Below are 18,106 nucleotides of genomic sequence, written 5' to 3'. Positions count from 1 at the left end.
TTCCTTGTCCGCGCTCAGGGGTTTCCCGTGTTCGGCGTTCCGGGCACGATGAAATAGATGAAATCGTTGTTGGGGAATTGCGAAGCCACCACGGCGTAGTATCCGTCCGGGAATCTCTGCTTCAAGGCTTCCAGGCTCTCGGCGTCCTCGGCGAGCAACAGGAACAGCGTCGGCCGCCCGCTGAACTCGAAATCGGGGATCTGCTCCGGGAAGACGTAATGCACCGAGTTGATCGGGAATCCGGCGGCGATGTTGACGATCCGGTCGTCGACCCAATACGGGTAGGGGATGAAGTAGGCATCCTCCGGGGCGCCGATGGTGGCGGCGAATTGGCGCATGAACTCTCCGAGTTCGGACGCATTTTCGGAATTCAGGCGGTAGGTGGCCGGATATTGGCGCTGGGTAAGGTCGAAATTCTGGACGGCGCCCGCAATCACCAGCGCGGCCGTGAGCCCCGCCGCGGCCCACGCGCCGTACCGGCCGGGCAGACGCGCCCGCATAAAATCGATCAGCAGGACGAACGCCAGCGCCGGAAGCAGGAAGACCGCCGGTACGGCGGCGATGGCCCGCGCCAGGGACGGATTCTCGTTCGGGATCGCCAGCGCCAGGATGCTCGGCAGCAACAGGATGGGGATCAGGACCGGGAGCGAAATCGCTTCCCAGGTCCGCTTCTTGAAGGCGTGCACGATGACCCCGAAGAATCCCAGATGGAACATGCCGCCGGTGACCACGTCCAAGGCCGGGCGGAGCGGGACGCAATTGAACCAACCCACGCCGTCGTTCCAGCTGAACATCAGCATGGCGTTGCCGACATTCAGCAGGAAGGTTTTCACGGGATCCTCCGCCGGGAGGTCGCCGCCCCCCACGATCCGGGTCAACGTCCGCAGCCAGAAATCCTCCGGGAACTCCGCGGCGTAGCGCAGGAACGGCACGAACAGCAAGACCGTCGTCGCCATCATCATCGCAAATCCCGCCGCACCCCATCCGCGGGAGCCTTTCGAGGAGGGGTGGAGGAGGAACAGCAGAGTCACCGCCGCCAGCGCCAGGGGCACGATCCGGATCGGCGTATAGCCGTACATCCCGATCCCGAGGACGACGCCGGTCCAGAGAAAATCGTTCCAGCGCCGGCGGCGGAGCGCCCGGAAATAAAAATACAGCGCGGCGGCGGAAAACAGCATCGCCAGCGGCAGCCGCAGGCCGATCCGGCTGATCATGTCCGGCCAATAACCTATGCCGCCCAGGACCATCGCCAGCAGTCCGACCCGCCGGTCGGCGATCTCCCGGCCGAGGAGGTAGAGGAACGGCAACGTGAGAATACCCGCCGCGACGGAGACGATCTTCAGCGAAAGGAACGACAATCCGGTTCCGAAGATCTGCGAGACGAGCGCCACCAGGTAGAACTCGAGGGCTTCGCGGCCGCCGTTGTTGGCGAAGAAGATGTAGAAGTTCCCTTGCAGAATATCGTCCACGTTGACCAGTTTTTCAATGTGGTCGCTGGTCATCTCCGGCGGGGTCGCGGCCAGGTCGACCGTGCGGATTACCACCAGCGCCGCGAAGCACGCCGCCACCAGCAGACTCCACGGGGAAAGGGTGATTCCCCCAAGCAGGCCGGCGCCGAAGCCGCGGATCCGCCCGGCCGCCGAGCGGAAGGCGGCGATCAGCGCCTCACCCATTCCGCCCGAATATTCCGCCAGGGCGATCCACCAATAGACCAGCGCAACGGCGAGGGTCAGGAGAGCCAGCGGACGGAACATCCCATCGCTCGAGCCCATGTAGACCAGCACGCCGAAGAACACGGCGAACATCAGCATCGCGGCCCGCGGCAGGGTAATTTTGAATCCCTTGCCCTCGCCGGACGTCGATGCCACCGGAAAGACCGCATCGCCGGACGCGAGGGCCCAACTCAGGATTCCGAACGCCAGGAGGTAAAGAAACAAGCCGGCGGTGCGGGCATGGGGGGTGTAGATCGGGCGGAAATCCATGATCCATTGGGCCAGGAAGGCGGCCGCAACCGCCAACGGCAGGCGGAGGACCGGCAGCCCGCCCTTCCCGGCCGGGCGGATTTCGCCCGCCTCCGGCGCCTCCGGCTCCGCAACGGCCTTTGGCGGCTGTTCGAATCCGTCCGGGATGACGGGCAGAGGCTCCTCAGGCACCTCGATCCGCAAGCCGAGGATCAGGAAGACCGCCGCTCCGGCCAGCAGCGGAAGCCAGTTGCCGCTGCCGGCATCGGTGACGGCGCAGGCAATTCCCGCCGCCGCCGACAGCCCCGCCGCGATCAGCCGGACCGCCTTCCTCCAGCGCGGCGTGTTCCATTTGCGGGCCAGCCATTCCCACAGGGTGAGATCGGATTCGGTCATTGCGGAAAAACCCTCCGCTCTACCTCATCCCCTACCCCCGGCTCCTTCCCCATCTCCAGACATATGCCGGGAGAAGGGGTAGGGGTGCGGGGGATAAGGATGGGGAAGGGAATCAGGGGCAATCTCAAATCCATTCCGTCACGTTCGGCCTTTCCCCTTTGCGATTTCCTCGAACAGCGCCTCGTAGCGCGCGGCGGTGGCATCGGGGGAGAACATAGCCGCGATTTTACCTGGAGGTTGGACAAACCGCGAACGGCCGCCGATCACCTCGAGGACCGCCTCAGCCAGGCGGGCCGGATCGCGCGGCGGGACGACCTTGCCCATCCCGGTGATCCGCACAGGTTCGCGCACTCCCGGCAATCCGGCGGCGACCACCGGCGTGCCGCAGATCATCGATTCGATCTGGACCAGCCCGAACGTTTCGGTGCTGTTGATGCTCGGGAGCACCGTCACGTCGCAGGATTTAAAGAAGGCCGCCATCGCGTCGGGCTGCAGCACTCCCAGAAAGGTCCACCGCCCGCCGAGCGCGGTGAGCAGCGGCGCGATCTTGCGCTCGTAGGCCTGCTCGCCGAGCACGTGTTCGCATTGGCCGGCGAAGAGGAAACGGGTGCCGGGATATTTTTCCAGAATCGTCGGAGCGGCCTCGAGCAGGTATTCGACCCCCTTTTCCGCGGCGAGGCGCGCGGCCATGCCGACCACCTTGCGCCCCTCCAGGTTATGCTTGGCGCGGAAGGCTTGCACCTCCGCCTCGCCCGCGCGGCCGATTTCGACCGGCGGCGGGATGACCTGGATCTTGGGCAGGTAGCGCGAGAGGAACGGCGAGTGCTCCGCGAAATCCCGGGTGTAGGCGACGATCCTATCCGCCAGGCCGGCGGCCGCCTCGTTGGCGGCGTTGATCACCTGGTTCGCCACGCGGTTGAAGAGCGTCGGCGGCAGGCTGAGATCCGAATGGTAGGTGAGGACGACGGGCTTTTTCAGCAGGCGCCCGCGCAGCGCTATTCCCGGGGCGTCGAACTGGGGCAGGTGGATGGAAAGCGCGTCGTGGGCGAGCGCCAGGCGGTTGGCCCAGTGGCCGAAAGTCGGCATGATCACCCCTTTGCTGACGCGGAAGGCGACCCACGGACGGACGATCCGCAGTCCGTCGACCTCCTCGTTCGCCGGCAGCGAGCGGTCGAAGCGCGAGGTGAGGACCGTCACCCGGTGCCCGCGCCGGACGAGCGCGCGGCCCAGCCGCTCGGCGTAGATGGTCAGGCCCGAGACGTGCGGGCGGTAATACGTCAGGGCGATCAGAATGCGCATGGGTTTCCCTTCCTCGCCCCTCATCCCCTCGCTCCCCTTCTCCCAGCATAAGCTGGGAGAAGGGGAGCGAGGGGATGAGGGGCGAGGATTATCCCGTCTTGGCGGCCGCCAAAATGGATCCCAGCGACTGCCTCTCGACGATCAATCCCAGCGCGCCCAGCGCGCTGAGCCAGGCAATGTTGAGCATGTGAACGGCGATCGCATAGGCGACCGCCGTATCGCGCGCCAGCCCGCTCATCGTCAATACGACCGTCACCGAGCCTTCGAACACGCCCAGCGAACTCGGCGAAGACGGCAGCGCCACGCCGATCAGCCCCCCGATCAGCGAGAGCAACCCCCAAAACACCGAGGCGTCCGGGAAGAAGCCCCTCAGGACGACCCAGTATACCGCCCCCCACAGGACCATCGTGAGGATGATCCACAGAAACGCCGGAACCGAACGGCGCAGGTTGCGGATCTCGGCCAGCCCGATGAGGAAATGATCCAGCGGTTCCAGCAGCGGCCGGATCCGCGGGAACCGCTCCGCCGCCCGCGCGGCAAGCGCGGTCAAGCGGCTCCGGGAGGAGGCAAGCAGGAACAAGCCACCAAAGACCGCCGCCGCCATCCCCGCCGCGCTGAGCAGGACCGCGCCGCCCCACTCCATCCCGGCGATCCACGGAAAAATGCAGAGCACCAGCACGCAGGTGAAGGCCAGGTCGAAGCTGCGCTCGAGTGCGACAGCCGAGAGCGCCGCACCGGCCGTCACCTTCGCCGGCGCGCCGTCGCGGCCGCGGCTGATCAGGTACGGGCGGATCACGTCGCCGATCCGGAATCCGAGGATTCCGTTCATCAGGTAGCTGATGTTCAGGACCCAGAAGCAGCGGCCGAGCGGGACCGCGTCCCCCATCAGGCAACGCCAGGCCGCGGCGCGGGTGAGCATGGCGCCGGCGGCGAGTGCCATCGCCGGCGCGAGCACCCACAGCTGCGCCTGGCGCCAGGCGTCGACGGTCTTGCTCCAATCCACCGCCAGGGCCAGCGCCGCCACGGCCAGGACGCTGACCAATAGGCCGGGCAGAAACCGCAACCACCGGCGCCGCCTGTCGGCCGGATTCATTCCTCGCTTCCCATCCCGAGCACCGCCAGGAATGCCTCCTGCGGCACCTCCACACTGCCCACCATTTTCATCCGCTTCTTTCCGCGCTTTTGTTTTTCCAGCAGTTTGCGCTTGCGGGTGATATCCCCGCCGTAGCATTTGGCGAGCACGTCCTTGCGCACGGCTTTGACGTTGGCGCGCGAAATCACCCGCCCGCCCGCCACCGCCTGGACCGGGACCACGAACTGCTGGCGCGGAATGACTTCTTTCAGCCTCGTCACCAGCGCCTGGCCGCGGTGGTAGGCGGCGTCGCGGTGTACGATCGTCGCCAGCGCGTCCACCGGCTCCTCGTTCAGGTGGATGTCGAGCCGCACCAGATCCTCGGGGCGGTACTCGAGAAAGCGGTAGTCCAGCGAGGCGTACCCGCGGGTGCGGGATTTCAACCGGTCGTAGAAATCCACGATCAATTCCGAAAGCGGGAGCTCGAAGGTCAGCTGGATCCGGCCGGGGGCGGTCAGCGCCTGTTCGCGGAACACGCCGCGGCGCTTGGTCACCAGATCCATCGCCGTTCCGTAGTAGGCATCCGGGGCGAAGACCTGCACTTCCATCCAGGGTTCGCGCACCTCGGCGATCTGGTCCTCCGGCGGCAGGGCGGCGGGCGAATCCACCTTCCGGACCGTTCCGTCGAGCAGGACCACCTCGTATTCCACCGAGGGCGCGGTGGCGATCACGTCCAGGCCGTATTCGCGCTCCAGCCGCTCCTGGATGATGTCCATGTGGAACAGGCCGAGGAACCCGCAGCGGAATCCGAAATTGAGCGCCTGCGAGGTCTCCGGTTCGTAGACCAGCGAAGCGTCGTTGAGCTGGAGTTTTTCCAGCGCGTCCTTGAGGTCGGGGTAATCCTCGCCCTCCACCGGGTAAAAGCCGGCGAAGACCATCGGCTTGATCCGGCGGTAGCCCGGCAGGGGTTCGGCGGCGCTCTTGTCCGCGCCGGTGATCGTATCGCCCACCCGGCACTCGCGGATGCTTTTCAACCCGGTGGCGATGTAGCCCACCTCTCCGGCGGAGAGTTCGCCGGTCGGGCGCATGTCCGGGGTGAAGATCCCGATTTCGATCGGGTCGAACCCGGCCCTGGTCGACATCACCTTGAGCGCATCCGACATGCGCAGGACGCCTTCGCGCACCCGCAGGTAGGCCACCACCCCGCGGTAGGAATCGTAGTGCGAATCGAAGATCAGCCCGCGCGCCGGCGCTTCCACCGATCCGGCGGGGGCGGGGATTTTGCGGACGATCGCCTCCAGGACCGCATCGACGTTGAGGCCGGTCTTGGCCGAGATCGCGATCACGTCCGCCGGGCTGCCGCCGAGCAGGGAAGCCACCTCGCGGCTGACCTCCTCGGTCCGGGCCGACGCCAAATCCACCTTGTTCACCACCGGGATCACTTCCAGGTCGGCTTCCAGAGCCAGGTAGAGGTTGGCCAGCGTTTGGGCTTCGATCCCCTGGGTGGCGTCGACCACCAGCAGCGCGCCCTCGCAGGCGGCCAGCGCCCGGCTTACCTCGTAGGCGAAGTCGACGTGCCCGGGGGTGTCGATCAGGTTCAGCTCGTAGGCGGCGCCGTCCGCGGCGGTGTAGCTCATGCGCACCGCCGAGGCTTTGATCGTCACCCCGCGCTCGCGCTCCAGGTCCATGCTGTCCAGGACCTGCTCGGTCATCTGGCGGTCGGAAATGGTCCCGGTGAGCTGCAGCATCCGGTCGGCCAGCGTGGATTTGCCGTGGTCGACGTGGGCGATTATGCAGAAGTTGCGGATATGGGAGGTGTCCATCGCTATGCGCGCTCCCGCAACCGCCCGGGAGCGCGGGGTAAGTATACCCGAAAACCCCTCCCTGCCCTCCCCATATCGAGGACAGGAATCCACCCGATGGTGGTTTTTTTTCTTCGATTTGGGGGGTCTGCGACCGGATTCCGCCCTCCCCAAATCAAGACAAAGGGTCGGTCGATCGGTTTAATACGGGGTTTGATGTGAAGAGGGGCCGGAGAGGTCAGCCGGTGACCGCATCGATCATGGATCGCAGGGCATCCTCGCCCGCGGGCATTACGCCGCGCTTCGCATGCGCCAGGAACTCGATATTGCCGGCGGGGCCTTTGAGCGGCGACCGGATCACGCCGGAAACGGAGAAGCCTGTATCCTCCGCCGCGCGCAGAACCCCGAGCAGAACCGCACGGTGAACGGCCGGATCCTTCACCACGCCCCCCTTCCCAACTTTGCCGCGTCCGGCTTCGAATTGGGGCTTGATCAGGACCACCGCCTCGGACACATCCTTCATCCAGCCGCGGAACACCGGGAACAGCAGCCTCAGGGAGATGAACGAAACGTCGGCGGTCAGCAAGTCGATCGGCTCCGGAAGGCATGCCACGAAGCGCGCGTTGCGGTCTTCCATCACCACCACCCGCGGATCGTTGCGCAGTTTCCAATCCAAGATGCCCTTGCCCACGTCGATCGCGAATACTTTCGCCGCGCCGCGCTGCAGCAGGCAATCGGTAAATCCGCCGGTCGAGGCGCCGGCGTCTGCGCACACCCGTCCGGGCGGCTTGATGCCGAAGGCATCCAGCGCGGCCGCCAGCTTTTCGCCGCCGCGGGAGACGAACGGCGGCGCCGCTTCGAGTTCGACGTCCGCATCCGGCGGCAGGAGCTTCCCCGGCTGAGCCGACGTTTGCCCGTCCACCCGCACCCGGCCGGCGAGGATCAGCCGCTGGGCGAGCGACCTCGTCCCGGCCAAACCGCGCCCGACGAGCAGGATATCCAACCGGATCTTCTTCGGTCCGCCCACGGCTCAATCCGCCTCGGGAAATGCCCAGGGGCGGACATGCATCCGCCCCTGGCGGGGATCATCCCATTTCGAGAAAACCGAATCCGAATCGATCAGGCACCGCCGGAAAAACCGGATGCTCCGGACGGCCCGGCGCCGGCGGATTTCTTCCCGGCTTTGTAGCGGAACCACGCGTAGGCGCCCAAGGCCCCCATCCCGGCCATAAGGATGAAATCCGTCACCGCGCAGCAGCAAACCGGCGACAGCGAGTAGAGGTTGGCTTCGGCCTCGGTGTAGGTGACTCCGGTGAGGTCCGTGATGTTTTGGGTGAAAGTCTCCGGACTGAAGACGACAAACGTCCGGATCAGCAAACCGGCGGTGTTGCCGGCGACCGCGCCGATCCCGGCGATCAACCCCGCCAGCGCGCCCGTCCCGGCCGCCTTTTGGGCGTCCAAGGGTTTGTCGTAAATGGCGGCCAGCCCGCCGGCCAGAAATCCGAGAAGAATCGCGAGAAACGGCGCGCAGAGCGCCATCGCGACGTTGGCCACCAGCAGGTACACAAACGCAATCGCCCCAACAATGAGAGCGGATCGAAACATTTATCCTCCTCCATCAACTCCGTCATTTCGCCTGTCGATCGCGGACGAAGGCACGCCGTCCGGAACGCCGGATTGCGGTTAACGGATCCGCCTTCCCGCCCTAGGCGGACGGCGCTGATCCGGAATCTCCGGCGAGGATATCCGGCTTGCGGCCGGCGGACAGCTTGATCCAGATCACCGCGCCGGCCGCGCCGAATCCGGCCATCAGCGCCAGCAGGATCAGCCCCCAGAAGCAGGAATTGAACACCGCGGCGAGCATGGCGTGCGTCAGATCCACCGGCGCCGATCCTTCGGTGCAAAAGCCGGGAATGCAGGCCACCAAATTCCCGCTTTGGGATAGGATGTATTGAACGATCGTCTGGCTGATGAACTGCGCGACCAACGCCACCCCGCCGGTGATCCCCCCGGCCATCGCCCCGCGCACCGCCGCCTTTTCGGCGTCGGCCGGTTTCTCGAACATCGCACACAGATACCCTGCGGCGAGCCCCAGAAACAAAGCCAGGAAAGGACTCGCCAGGCAGCAAACACTGGAGAGCAATCCGCCGACGAAAATCAAGACAAAGGTCAGAACGCCGACAATTAAACTGGATTTGGCCATTTTCCCTCCCGGGAACGGTTTGGAGCATTATAACGCGTGGCGGCGGTTTTTTTTCTCCGGCCGGCGGAGAAGCTGCGGGCGGGCGAAGGGTCGGCATCCGGCACTGGGATATAATCCTTCCATGGCCGATTTGCCGCTTTGCGGAAGGACGGCGCTGGTGACCGGCGGCGCGGTGCGGCTCGGGCGCGCGATCGCACTCGGACTCGCGGCGCACGGCGCCGACGTCGCCCTGCACTACCGCTCGTCGGAAGCGGAAGCCGTCCGGACGGCGGAGGAAATCCGCGCCCTCGGGCGGAAATGCGCGACGATCCGCGCCGATCTGGAGCGGCTCGACGCGCCGGCGACCATCTTCGAGGCGGCGGGGGCCGCTTTCCGGAAAATCGACATCCTCGTCAACTCGGCCGCGATCTTCGAGCGCGGAACCCTGGCCGACACCGCAACGGATCTTTGGGAACGGACGATCGCGATCAACCTGCGCGCGCCGTTCTTCCTCAGCCGGGCGTTCGCCGCGCAGGCCGACGCCGGGGACATCCTGTTCCTCGCCGACGCGCGGGCCGGGCGCCCGGCGGCGGAGCATCTCGCGTATAGCCTCGCCAAATCCGCGCTGGTCGAGCTCACCCGCAGCCTGGCGAAGTCGCTCGCGCCCGCGTTCCGCGTCAACGCCGTCGCGCCCGGCGCAATCCTCCCCCCGCCCGGCCAAGGGCAGGAGTACCTGCAAAAGTTGGCCCGCCGGATTCCGCTCGGCCGTCCCGGCTCGCCCGAGGCGGTCGTGCGCGGGGTGCTGTTCCTGCTCGAATCGACATTCATCACCGGCGAGGTGCTGCGGATCGACGGCGGGGAATACCTGTGACGCCGCGATGAGACACGAAGCCCCGCCTTGGCTTCGCCGGGCGAGGCCGGGGTAAAACCGGAAGGCCACTAAGAAATTCACCTTGCCACCGGCGTTCCCAGGCTTTCCGCCCTCATCCCGGCCTTCTCCCAGCTTATGCTGGGAGAAGGCGGTCGAACCTGTCCCGGAGCGCAGCGACGGGAGGCCGGATGAGGGCGGAGAAGGGCTCGGAGGAGGGTTCCATGACCGACGCGCTCATCATCAAGGACCTGCTGGTGCGCACGGTGATCGGGGTCTCGGAGGAGGAGCGGCGGGACAGGCAGGATGTGCTGATCTCGGTGGCGCTCGAAACCGACACCTCCCGCCCGGGAAAAACCGACGACATCGCCGACGCCGTCAATTACCGCACCGTCACGAAACGGATCCTGGCCCTGGCGGAGGGCAGCGCCTACCACCTGGTCGAGCGCTTCGCGGAGGAGATCGCCGCGCTGTGCTTGGAAGAGCCTTGCGTGACGGGGGTGCGCGTGACGGTCGAGAAGCCCGGCGCCCTGCGCTTCGCCCGGTCGGTGTGCGTGACCATCGAGCGGGGCCGCCCCGGTGGCTGACCACCTCGTTTGGCTGCTGCTCGGCTCCAACATCGATCCGGAGCGGAACTTGCGTTCGGCGCTGTGCGCGATCGCTGAACGGGAGACGGTGCTGGCGGTATCTTCGGTGTGGCAATCTCCGCCGGCCGACGGATCGGACCAGCCGGATTATTTCAACGCGGCCGCGTTGATCCGGACGGCGAAAACGCCCGCGGAGCTGTTTTTGCGGTTGATCGCGCCGATCGAGCGCCGGCTGGGGCGGAGGCGCGGGGCGGATCCCTTCGCCGCACGGACGATCGACATCGACCTTTCGCTGTACGACGACTTTTTGGGCGAGGCCGGCGGAAAACCGCTCCCCCATCCGGATGTTCTCAAGCGGCCCTACGTGGCCCTGCCGCTGGCCGAGATCTCGCCGGACATCCCGCATCCCGCCACCGGCGAACCCCTGCGCGCGATCGCCGAGCGCCTGCGGGATGGAACCGTTCGGCGCCGTGAGGATATTTCCCCCCTCCTTCCTCCTCCCCCGTTGGCGCAGCCACATGGGGCAGACTGAGGAGGGGGCAGGAGACCAACATGCCGAAGATGACCACCAACCCGTCCGATTTCGATTTGTTCCGCGACGACCTGACCGACCGTCCGGCGCAGGGCTGCGAGGGCGACATCGAGTGCGCGATCCGCGCGATCCTCGAGGGAATCGGGGAAGACCCGGCCCGCGAAGGACTGGTGCGGACCCCGCTGCGGGTGGCGCGGATGTTCGAGGAGATGACCGCCGGATACCACGTGGATCCGGTCAAATTGGTCAACCAGGCGATCTTCACCGTCGATTACGACGAGATGGTGCTGGTGCGCGACATCGACTTCGCCAGCCTGTGCGAACACCACCTGCTGCCCTTCGTGGGCAAGGCCCACGTCGCCTACATCCCCGACGGCAAGGTGATCGGACTTTCGAAAATCCCGCGGATGGTGGAGATGTTCGCCCGGCGGCTGCAGCTGCAGGAGCGGATGACCTCGCAGATCGCGGCTTTCCTCGAGGAAACGCTGAACCCGTGCGGGGTGGGCGTGGTGGTGGAAGGCCTGCACATGTGCATGGCGATCCGGGGAGTGAAGAAGGCCAACGCGCGGATGGTGACCAGCGCGGTACGGGGATCGTTCAAGGAGAACCTCAACACCCGCAGTGAGTTCTTCGCCCACATCGGGCATCCGCACCTCGCCGCGTAGCGCGCCGAAGCGCTCCCGCCGAAGGATTCGCGGCGCGAATCCGGGAATCCTTTGACGGTTCGCATTCCCCCGTGTTAGAATGCCCCCCGCGCTGGGCCGTTAGCTCAAGTGGCAGAGCAGGTGCCTTTTAAGCACTTGGTTGAGCGTTCGAGTCGCTCACGGCTCACCTGGCTGTTGTTGCATTCCCCGGCGTCCGGTCGTTTATAACAAATCTTGACCGCTTTCCCACCGCCCGGTACAATTCGCAGGCTTTTCCAGGCGAGGTAGCTCAATGGCAGAGCAGGGGACTCATAAGCCCTTGGTTGATGGTTCAATTCCATTCCTCGCCACTCGACGACACGACCATGGACGGCAGACGATGGACCTGGGTCGCGGGTTCTCCGGCCGGCGACTGGGCGGCCCCATCGTCTTCATCCTTTCCATTCTTCAGGTCCATTTCCAAGACAGCCGCAACGGCCATCGGCGGTCGACCGCCGGCATCGAACCTCGCGGCGCCCCCCCGCCGTTACACGAAAACCTCGGCGTCTTTTTGGAAAAATTCTGCCCCCATCCGCTGAACACCATCCGGAACCGAAAATCGGCAACGGCCGATCGTCCAAGATCCAAGGTCCGATCATTCCCCCGCCCGATCGGATAAGAATCGAATTAACCCCGCCGAACTCCGCCAACCTTCACAAAATCTGAATATCCCCGGCCTATGATGAAGGCGCCCCGTTGCAGGGGAAGACGGATTCCGGCATGGCAAAGACGGTCCTGGTGGTGGACGACAAGCTGAACGTTCGCGAGCTGATCTCCGAGTATCTCGGCCAGCAGGGATTCCGCGTGGTGACCGCCCGCGACGGCGAGGAGGGGCTGTTCGCGGCGCGCCATGAGAAGCCGGACGTTGTCCTGCTCGACATCATGATGCCGTCGATGGACGGCTATGAGTTTCTGCGCCGCTTCCGCCGCGAGCGCGGAGCCCCGGTGATCATCCTCACCGCACGGGTGGAGGAAGCCGACGCGGTTCTCGGATTGGAGCTCGGCGCCGACGACTACGTCGTCAAACCGTTCCGCATGCGCGAGTTGGCGGCCCGCGTGCGGGCGGTCCTCCGCCGCAGCGATCCGGCCGACCCGCGCCGCCGGCGGCTGCGCCTCGGGGAGATCGAGCTGGAAGAGGACGCCCACACGGTGACGGTGGGGGGCCGGCCGGTGAACCTGACCCCCACCGAGTTCAACCTGCTCGCGATTCTGATGCGCGCGCCGGGGCGGGTCTTTCCCCGCGACGAGCTGGTGCAGGCGCTCTCGGAAAACGGGTTCGCCGGCCTCGAACAGACCCTCAACGTCCACGTGCGCAACCTGCGCGTGAAGATCGAACCCGATCCGGATTCCCCGCAGTACATTGAGACCGTGTTCGGAATCGGATACCGCTTCGCGAAACCGAGAATCTGATCCATGCCCCGCTCCCTGACCTGGAAATTAACCTTCGCCTTCCTGTTGGTGGCCGCCACGGTCTCGATCCTGCCGATCGCCTCCGTCCGCCTGCTGAATCCATCGCAATTCAACACGCTGGTGGTTTCGCAGTTGCGGGAGGATTTCCGGTCGCTGTTGGCGGATTACTACCAAGCCCATGGAACCTGGGCCGGCCTCGAGGAATACCTTCGTCCTCGGTCGGCCGAGACCTTCCCCGCTCCGCAAACCCCTTCGGCCGCTGCGACTCCCTCCTCCCATTCCGAAGGCGGCTCGGTCCCGGCGGGCCGAAATCCGCACGATTGGCGCAGTCAATTCAGCCTGGCGGACGCCGAGGGCGTGGTCGTCCTTTCCGCGGATCCCGAGGTTCCCGCGGGCAACCGGCTTTCGGCCAACGCGCTGGCCGAGGGCGAACCGATCCTGGTGGACGGCGCCGCCGTCGGAACGATCCTGACCGCCCCGCGCCCGCCCAACCTATCGCCTCAGGAATCCCGATACCTGGAGCGCCTCAACGTCGCCTTGCTCCTGGCCGGTTCGGGCGCCTTCCTGATCGCACTGGGTATGGGCGTCTGGCTGGCGCGCACGCTCACCCGGCCGCTGCAGGCGCTGAAGGCCGCCGCGCACCGGATGGCGGAGGGCGATTTGGATCAGCAGGTGCAATCAAACTCCCGCGACGAAATCGGCGAACTGGCCGCGGCCTTCAACAAAATGAGCCGCGCCGTTTCGCAATCCAACCGGGCGCGGCGGAAGCTGGCGGCCGATGTGGCGCACGAACTGCGCACGCCGTTGACGGTCATCTCGGGATACATCGAATCCCTGCGCGACGGCGTGCTGGCCCCCAGCCCCAAACGGCTGTCGGTGATCTACGATGAAATCGAGCTCTTGCAACTGCTGGTGGAGGATTTGCGGATCCTGAGTGAAGCGGACGCCGGAGAATTAGAGGTGATCCGCCAGCCGGTGGATCCGGCCGATTTGCTGCGGCAGGCGTGCGCCGCCTTCGAACAGCAGGCGCTTCAGAAGAATGTCGTCTTGGAAGTGGATGTCCCCGCGCCCGTGCCGCCGATCGGACTGGATGAAACCCGCATGGCGCAGGTGCTCGCCAATCTGATCGGCAATGCGCTGCGCCACACCCCGCCCGGGGGGCGGATCACCCTGGGGACGCGGGAGGACGCGAAGGAGGTACTGCTCACCGTGGGGGATACGGGTAACGGCATCTCCGCCGAGGACCTTCCGCACATCTTCGACCGGTTTTACCGGGCGGACGACGGCGGCGCCTCCGGGCTGGGGCTGGCGATCGCCAGGGCGCTGGTGGCGGCTCACGGCGGCATGCTGGAAGCGGAATCCGCCCCGGGGGAAGGGACGCGGATGCGCATCCGCCTGCCCCGGCGGCCGAATCCTTAACCCCCGCGCCCCGCCACGATCATTCCCCCGCTGACCCCCTCAACGGAAAAGAAGCAAAGACCCTGTTTCTCCGAAAATCCGGATCCACTCCTCGGCGATAAGGTAGGCGCCCACCGGCCCGGGATGCATCAGGTCGAGATACATGCCGCTGACGCCCTCGTGCTCGACGAACAACCGCCACAGATCCACGAGAAATACGGCTTTCCCTTCGGCCGCATATCCTTCCGCCAATTCCCGCTGGGCCGAGGCCAAGCGCTCCAAACCGAGGTTGTAATCGCACAAGTGGTTCCATTCCCAAACCAACTGGCCGTTTTCGTCAAAGTGCGTCCACGGCAATTTCCCGTCGATCGGAATGGACGTCAGAACCATGACCGAAGCCCCTTGTTCCAGCAGGAGGTCCGCCTGCTTGCGCAGGCCGTCGATGTGGCGCCGGACCAGAGTATCCAGATACTCCGGAATCACCTTGTTGGTCTTCGTACTGAAGAAGCCGCCGCATCCAAGCAGGTCGTTGAATCCCCACCACAACGTGACCAAATCCGGCTGGTAGGATAGGACGGCGACTTGGAGGTTTTCCGCCGCCCAGGCCGCATCCCGCCCTCCGTAATTGGCCGTGATCATCTCATAGGCCGGATCCAGCATGGCCTGCAGAAAATCGACAAAAGAATAGCTCCATTTCGCCTCCCGGCGGACCTCCCCGATTTTCAGCAGGCTGTCACCGTAGAAAACCAAGGTCAACGGCCACTTGGGCGTGGAGGTGGGCGTCGCCGTCGGAGTCGGCGGGGCGGTTCGGGTGAAGGTCGCCGTCGGCGGCGGAACGGTCGGGCCGCCGCCAAGGCTGGAGACAACGGCCGGCGAAGTAGGGTTGGAGCCGAAGCTTGAAGCGCAGCCGGCCACCACGAACAAAAAGAGATACCCCGCCGCGGCGATTGGATGACAAAGTCTTTGGAAATTCCTCATGGATGTCCTACAGAGGATTATACCCAGCCCGCGGCTTTCGGGTCCGCAGGGACCGTGTGCCGCGGCCGAAGATCCTCCGCCCCCGGAGTCCGGGATGAACGGCGGCGCCCCGGCGCAACGGATGCGGAATTCTGCGAAGCGATTCCGCCGCAGGGCGGAAAGAGGTCTTGGTTTTCCCCCGCGGGAAACCTTTTTGCACGCCTGTTTCGAATCCGAGTGTTGATCCCCTTGCCGGTCGACCGTCAACCGGAGCGACAGCGCGATTCCCGCGGGCAATCCCCATCCCTCCGGCGCGAGCGGATCCATCCCGGGCAATCCGCGGCAGGCGAAGATGCAGATCATCGAGTTGTCCGCGAAGCCGGCGAAAAGGATGCTGCGACCTTCGACGGGATCTGCATGCGCCTGTAAGCAGCGGCCGAACGGAACCTGGGTCAAGATCGAGCCGCCAACCCTGATCCCGCCGATCAGCCAAATTCCCGGCGGAGTGAGGATCGGCTCCTTCAGGGAATTGGGATTCTCATTCGCGATCCCCTCCGTCACCGGTTCGAAGCCAAGAACGATGCCTGACGGGCGGCCGCCAACCGGTTGGATCCAGAGGATCTGCGCCCCCACCGGCGGAGCCGGTCTGCGGAACATCATTGCGGAAAAGATAGCGATCCTCTCGGCGTGGGTATTGGAGAGGATTCAGGCGACCGCCTTGCGGCTGGTTTCGAAGATGATTCGGCGTTTCTTGATGGCGGCGACCGCGGTGCGGAAGCCGCCGTGAATCCGAGCAGACCTTGAAAGCCTCATGCGTCCGGCGGACTCGGTTTTCCCGGATCAAACCAGGATTGCGTCAATCATGACGGCCACCAAGAGGTTGTTGAATTCTCCCTATTCGACGATGGTCAGGGATACCGGTGCGGCGGCGAGGAGGGGGTCCACCGGCGGACTCTTAGTCAGCGAGAGTAGGATCGCCGCGACCTAACTCCCCTTTCGGCCGGCAGGCGGTTTTCCGCGCGCCACCCGCGGTGTTCCAGCAGTTCCACCTTGGCCGGGGCGGAGTCGAGGTGCGGTTCGAGATCGGGCGCGAATTCCCAATTCGGCGTTGCGGGTGCGGCGGTCTTCCGGAAACGGCTCCTTAGTAATTGGTAATGCCGGCGCGGACGTGAGGACGGAAGCCCCCGCCCCGCTCACAACCGACCGATCCCTTCATCCGATTGTTCCATACGCTTCCAGCCGCAAGTGCTATACTCGATTGCGGAGGGAATCCCATGAAGAAAAACATAAAAATCCTGCCGTTGGTTTTCACCTTACTTGCCGGATTCGCCTGCATCACCCCGACTCCGGCCCCCTCCCCGGATGACCTCGTCGGCTCGGCGGTTGCGGCCACTCAATCGGCGATCGGCGGAGGGGGAGCGGAAACCGCCGTCACGCCGGACGGAGGGCAACCGCTGCAAACGCCGGCCGCCGCCACCGCCACTGGGTCCGCCGAGGTTCCGGCGACGCCGGAACCCGCCTGCCAGCCGGTGCATCCGGGTCCGCAGGAATTGCCCCTTCCGGCGGCGGTGGCCGCCGTCTACGAGGAGGTGGTCCGGTTCAAGGATGTACACGACCAAACCCTGGCGACCCGGCCGGTGGGCGGAATGACCTTCGCCAGCCAGGAATTCGCGCACCTGGCAGGCAGCCTCGGCCCGGGGGCCGATGCCCTGCCGATCGTTTATTTTTCGCTGCAAGGGGGTGGAACCCTGAGGACGAACATCAACAACCTCCAGAGCGATCTGGCGCCGGCGGCCGACCTGACTTCCCTCATCGGCGCGGAGGGAAATCCCTTCATCGTCTACGTCACGCTCGATTGGATGAACCAATCCGTCAACCGGGTTTTCGCGGGCAACTACGCGGCCGCCGCCTCCCTGACGCCGGCCCTGACCTGGACTCCGGATCCCTCCGCACACATCGGCAATTCGATCCGCCCCCTGGCGGTGCGCCTTGCCGGCGGAACGGCGGCCGGCTTCTGGTACACCTACACCATGGAGGGCATCGGCAACATCAACTTCCCGCCCTACAACGGATTGTTCTATTTCGACCTTTCCACCCTCCAGTCGGCGGAGTATATCGGAACGGCCCACGCCCTGGGCGGGATCTCCCCGGACCAGACGCGGATCGCCTACGGCGCCGGCCAGGGCGGGACTCCCGGCCTGATCCGAAACGGCGTGACCGTGCGCAATCTGGTTACCTGCCAGGAGACAACCATCCCCTTCAATCCTTCGAGCAACCTGGGCGGCGGGTGGATGGTCTTCTCGCCCGACAACCAGCTCCTGGCCTGGACCGAAGCCAGCGGGCCGAGCAACATGGAAGCGGCCTTCCGGATCCGGATCGCGCGGACCGACGGCGCCAGCCTGTTCGATTCGCCGATCGCCAACATGACCACCCTGCTCGGCGGGGAAGCCCCCGACAGCCTGCGGCCGGTGGGCTGGCTCGCCAACCACCTGCTGGTCCTGGAGGCTTACCTAAACGTCATCAACCGCTACGTGCTGATCGTCTGGGCGCCGATCCCGGACCAACCGCTGGATCCGGTCCTGGGAGCCCATCAGTCGTTCGTGATGGACGGGAACTTCCTCGGGTTTGTGTATCCGTAAGGGAAGGGATTTCCTCCGGGGGATAAAAAAGGGGTAAAAACAGCTGCCTCCCGGAGGCGAAGAAGCCGGAAAAACAACATTATTCCCGATAAAAACCGAATCCGGGAAGCTGTAAAAAAACGGGTCATGTATCCTTCCTTGAAAAGGAAAGGGTTATTACATATAATACCCATATTCCCGGCCCGATTTCATGCATATCCAGGCCGGTCATAAAGGATTGGTGCTAGAGGAGCCATGATATCAACGGTCACCACATCCACCGTATCATCAATCACCAGCGCCGCGCTGTTCGGGACGCTGGGGGCTATGAGCATCGTTGT

At 65.2% G+C, this 18,106-nt stretch carries 16 protein-coding genes and 2 tRNA genes; 10 read left to right on the top strand and 8 right to left on the bottom strand.

Features of this window, described 5'->3' with window-relative positions:
• Positions 1 to 14 precede the first annotated feature (14 nt).
• The 7 genes from JW929_11215 to JW929_11185 form a co-directional block, all read right to left on the bottom strand.
• Entirely contained in the window at positions 15 to 2,357 is a 2,343-nt protein-coding gene (locus JW929_11215; protein ID MBN1439967.1) for a glycosyltransferase family 39 protein, read from the bottom strand.
• Between the two features lie 138 nt (positions 2,358 to 2,495).
• Positions 2,496 to 3,656 (bottom strand): glycosyltransferase family 4 protein, encoded by a 1,161-nt coding sequence (locus tag JW929_11210; protein MBN1439966.1) that lies wholly within the window; start codon positions 3,654 to 3,656, stop codon positions 2,496 to 2,498.
• A gap of 88 nt (positions 3,657 to 3,744) precedes the next feature.
• Positions 3,745 to 4,749: a flippase-like domain-containing protein gene (locus tag JW929_11205; GenBank protein ID MBN1439965.1), complete on the bottom strand. Its 1,005-nt coding sequence runs from the start codon at positions 4,747 to 4,749 to the stop codon at positions 3,745 to 3,747.
• Positions 4,746 to 6,551: an elongation factor 4 gene (gene lepA, locus JW929_11200; GenBank protein MBN1439964.1), complete on the bottom strand. Its 1,806-nt coding sequence runs from the start codon at positions 6,549 to 6,551 to the stop codon at positions 4,746 to 4,748. Before lepA ends, JW929_11205 begins: the two co-directional genes overlap by 4 nt.
• A 217-nt stretch (positions 6,552 to 6,768) precedes the next feature.
• The gene (locus JW929_11195) at positions 6,769 to 7,557 is read right to left on the bottom strand and encodes a TlyA family RNA methyltransferase (protein ID MBN1439963.1); all 789 of its coding nucleotides are present in this window, start codon (positions 7,555 to 7,557) and stop codon (positions 6,769 to 6,771) included.
• A gap of 92 nt (positions 7,558 to 7,649) precedes the next feature.
• Entirely contained in the window at positions 7,650 to 8,135 is a 486-nt protein-coding gene (locus tag JW929_11190) for a hypothetical protein (GenBank protein MBN1439962.1), read from the bottom strand.
• A gap of 100 nt (positions 8,136 to 8,235) precedes the next feature.
• Positions 8,236 to 8,733 carry a hypothetical protein gene (locus JW929_11185; GenBank protein MBN1439961.1) on the bottom strand — a complete coding sequence of 166 codons (498 nt, stop codon included), beginning with the start codon at positions 8,731 to 8,733 and terminating at the stop codon, positions 8,236 to 8,238.
• A 121-nt stretch (positions 8,734 to 8,854) separates the two neighbouring features.
• On the opposite strand from JW929_11185, the gene JW929_11180 reads away from it, so the two are divergent.
• The 8 genes from JW929_11180 to JW929_11145 all read left to right on the top strand — a co-directional run bounded on the left by JW929_11180 (position 8,855) and on the right by JW929_11145 (position 14,211).
• Complete coding sequence (locus JW929_11180; protein ID MBN1439960.1) at positions 8,855 to 9,583, top strand: SDR family oxidoreductase; 729 nt, start codon at positions 8,855 to 8,857, stop codon at positions 9,581 to 9,583.
• 188 nt (positions 9,584 to 9,771) lie between these two features.
• Entirely contained in the window at positions 9,772 to 10,167 is a 396-nt protein-coding gene (folB, locus tag JW929_11175) for a dihydroneopterin aldolase (GenBank protein ID MBN1439959.1), read from the top strand.
• Complete coding sequence (folK, locus tag JW929_11170) at positions 10,160 to 10,699, top strand: 2-amino-4-hydroxy-6-hydroxymethyldihydropteridine diphosphokinase (protein MBN1439958.1); 540 nt, start codon at positions 10,160 to 10,162, stop codon at positions 10,697 to 10,699. Before folB ends, folK begins: the two co-directional genes overlap by 8 nt.
• Positions 10,700 to 10,728: 29 nt before the next feature.
• Positions 10,729 to 11,364 carry a GTP cyclohydrolase I FolE gene (folE, locus tag JW929_11165; GenBank protein ID MBN1439957.1) on the top strand — a complete coding sequence of 212 codons (636 nt, stop codon included), beginning with the start codon at positions 10,729 to 10,731 and terminating at the stop codon, positions 11,362 to 11,364.
• Between the two features lie 93 nt (positions 11,365 to 11,457).
• Positions 11,458 to 11,530: transfer RNA gene (locus tag JW929_11160), tRNA-Lys, on the top strand.
• Positions 11,531 to 11,621: 91 nt separating this feature from the next.
• Positions 11,622 to 11,693: transfer RNA gene (locus JW929_11155), tRNA-Met, on the top strand.
• Between the two features lie 409 nt (positions 11,694 to 12,102).
• Positions 12,103 to 12,792 (top strand): response regulator transcription factor, encoded by a 690-nt coding sequence (locus tag JW929_11150; protein ID MBN1439956.1) that lies wholly within the window; start codon positions 12,103 to 12,105, stop codon positions 12,790 to 12,792.
• Between the two features lie 3 nt (positions 12,793 to 12,795).
• Positions 12,796 to 14,211: a HAMP domain-containing protein gene (locus tag JW929_11145; protein ID MBN1439955.1), complete on the top strand. Its 1,416-nt coding sequence runs from the start codon at positions 12,796 to 12,798 to the stop codon at positions 14,209 to 14,211.
• 39 nt (positions 14,212 to 14,250) lie between these two features.
• Here JW929_11145 and JW929_11140 read toward each other — a convergent pair whose 3' ends face one another.
• Entirely contained in the window at positions 14,251 to 15,168 is a 918-nt protein-coding gene (locus JW929_11140) for an SGNH/GDSL hydrolase family protein (GenBank protein MBN1439954.1), read from the bottom strand.
• Positions 15,169 to 15,538: 370 nt separating this feature from the next.
• Here JW929_11140 and JW929_11135 point away from each other — a divergent pair, with 370 nt between their 5' ends.
• Together JW929_11135 and JW929_11130 are read left to right on the top strand one after the other, a co-directional pair.
• Positions 15,539 to 15,934, top strand: coding sequence for a hypothetical protein (locus JW929_11135; protein ID MBN1439953.1), 396 nt, complete (start codon positions 15,539 to 15,541; stop codon positions 15,932 to 15,934).
• Positions 15,935 to 16,421: 487 nt separating this feature from the next.
• On the top strand, positions 16,422 to 17,786 hold the full coding sequence (locus JW929_11130; GenBank protein MBN1439952.1) for a hypothetical protein: 1,365 nt from the start codon (positions 16,422 to 16,424) through the stop codon (positions 17,784 to 17,786).
• The last annotated feature ends 320 nt before the right edge of the window (positions 17,787 to 18,106 follow it).

The sequence above is a fragment of the Anaerolineales bacterium genome, assembly GCA_016928575.1.
Lineage (GTDB): Bacteria > Chloroflexota > Anaerolineae > Anaerolineales > RBG-16-64-43 > JAFGKK01.
This window is presented reverse-complemented; position numbering and strand designations above follow the sequence as displayed.